We start from the raw sequence: 1548 nt of genomic DNA, 5'->3' as shown, positions 1-1548 counted from the left end.
CTAGCTCGAAAATGAACGGTGACTGGGCGGGCGGCAGCCCCCAGCGGAGCGCAGCGGAGCCGGGATAGATCTCGGTCGTCGGGTTAGGCGGCGGTCTGGATCGGGTTGAGGGTGACGGTGTAGCCGAGTTTGTTCAGGGCGGTGATGGCGCGGCGGCGTTCCCGGTCGGGGTCGCGGCGTAGGAAGTAGTCGCCGCCGAGGTCTTGGTGGTCGGTGCCGTTGGACAGCATGTGCCAGATCGAGGTCAGCATGCTGTGTTCGACGGCGACGATGGCTTTCTGTTTGTTGCCCAGCCGGCGGATGAACCGGGCGTACTGGGCGGCGAGGTAGGTGTCCTTGCCGCGGCCGGAGGCCAGGACGGCGACGCCGAGGGCAGCGGTGAGCCAGTGGTCGCCTTTGCGGGTCTTCCCGGACTTGCGGCGTCCACCGGACTCGTGGTTGCCGGGACAGACCCCGGCCCAGGACGCCAGATGTCCGGGGGTGGGGAACCGGGACATGTCAGCGCCGGTCTCGGCGATGATGACCTCGGCGACCTGCTGGTTGACCCCGGGAATGGTGTCCAGGCGTCTCAAGACGTCGTGAAACGGGGCCATCAGCTCTCCGATCCGGGTGGACAGGGTGGTGATGTCACGGGTCAGAGCGTCGATGCGGTCCAGGTGCATGCGGCAGAGGAACGCGTGATGTTCACCGAACCGGCCGATCATCGCCTGGACCAGGTCGGGGATCTTGGGTCGCATCCGGCCCCGGGCCATGTCCGCCAGGATGTTGGCGTCACGTTCGCCGGCGATCAGCGCTTCGAGCATTGCCCGGCCGGACACGCCGAGAATGTCGCTGGCCACGATGGACAGCTTGATCCCGGCGTCCTCGAGTTCCTTCTCCAGCCGGGACGCCTCCCGGGTCCGTTCAGCGGTCAGCACGCTGCGGTAGCGGGTCAGGTCCCGCAGCTGGCGGATCGGCTCAGGTGGCACGAAACTGGCCCTCAGCAGCCCGCATTCAGCCAGCTGGGCCAGCCAGACCGAGTCGGCGACATCAGTCTTGCGCCCGGGCAGCGCCTTGGCCTGCCTGGCGTTGATCAGTACCACGTTCAACGCGTCTTCGAGCAGGTAGTACGGCGACCGCCAGTAATCGCCCGTCGCCTCCATCACGACCAACGTCACCTGCTCAGCGACAAGCCAGTCCCGCATCGCCAGCAACGGGTTCGTCATCGTCGAGTAGGTACGAACCTCGGTATGCCGTTGGTTCCGGCGGGCACCGGGTGTGCGCAGGCACACCTTGACGTCTCTCTTACTGACGTCCAACGCGGCACAACGATCATGCAGAACATCCATACCGTCACCTGCCCAACCCTCGACGCAGCCAGCTGAAGCACCCGACCGGGCCGGGAGTCGAGGGAGGTCAAGAATCTAGCTCTCGTGCTCTCAACGGCAACAATCCGCGGTCCCTGAAGATCGACTCCCAGCGTCAAGCTAATCCACGAGATCCACGGCATCAAGGAGAGGACGACGTCGACCCGGCCGAGCGTAAGGCCATTTTCCCGCCTCCGCGGCG

At 65.8% G+C, this 1548-nt stretch carries 1 protein-coding gene; it reads right to left on the bottom strand.

Going from position 1 to position 1548, the window contains the following annotated elements; genetic code table 11:
* Positions 1 to 83: 83 nt before the first annotated feature.
* Positions 84 to 1328, bottom strand: a complete 1245-nt coding sequence (locus tag JNW87_RS38580; RefSeq protein ID WP_238455460.1) for an IS110 family transposase — start codon at positions 1326 to 1328, stop codon at positions 84 to 86.
* Positions 1329 to 1548: the final 220 nt, after the last annotated feature.

This window comes from Micromonospora sp. ATA51 (assembly GCF_016802855.1).
Lineage (GTDB): Bacteria > Actinomycetota > Actinomycetes > Mycobacteriales > Micromonosporaceae > Micromonospora > Micromonospora sicca.
This window is presented reverse-complemented; position numbering and strand designations above follow the sequence as displayed.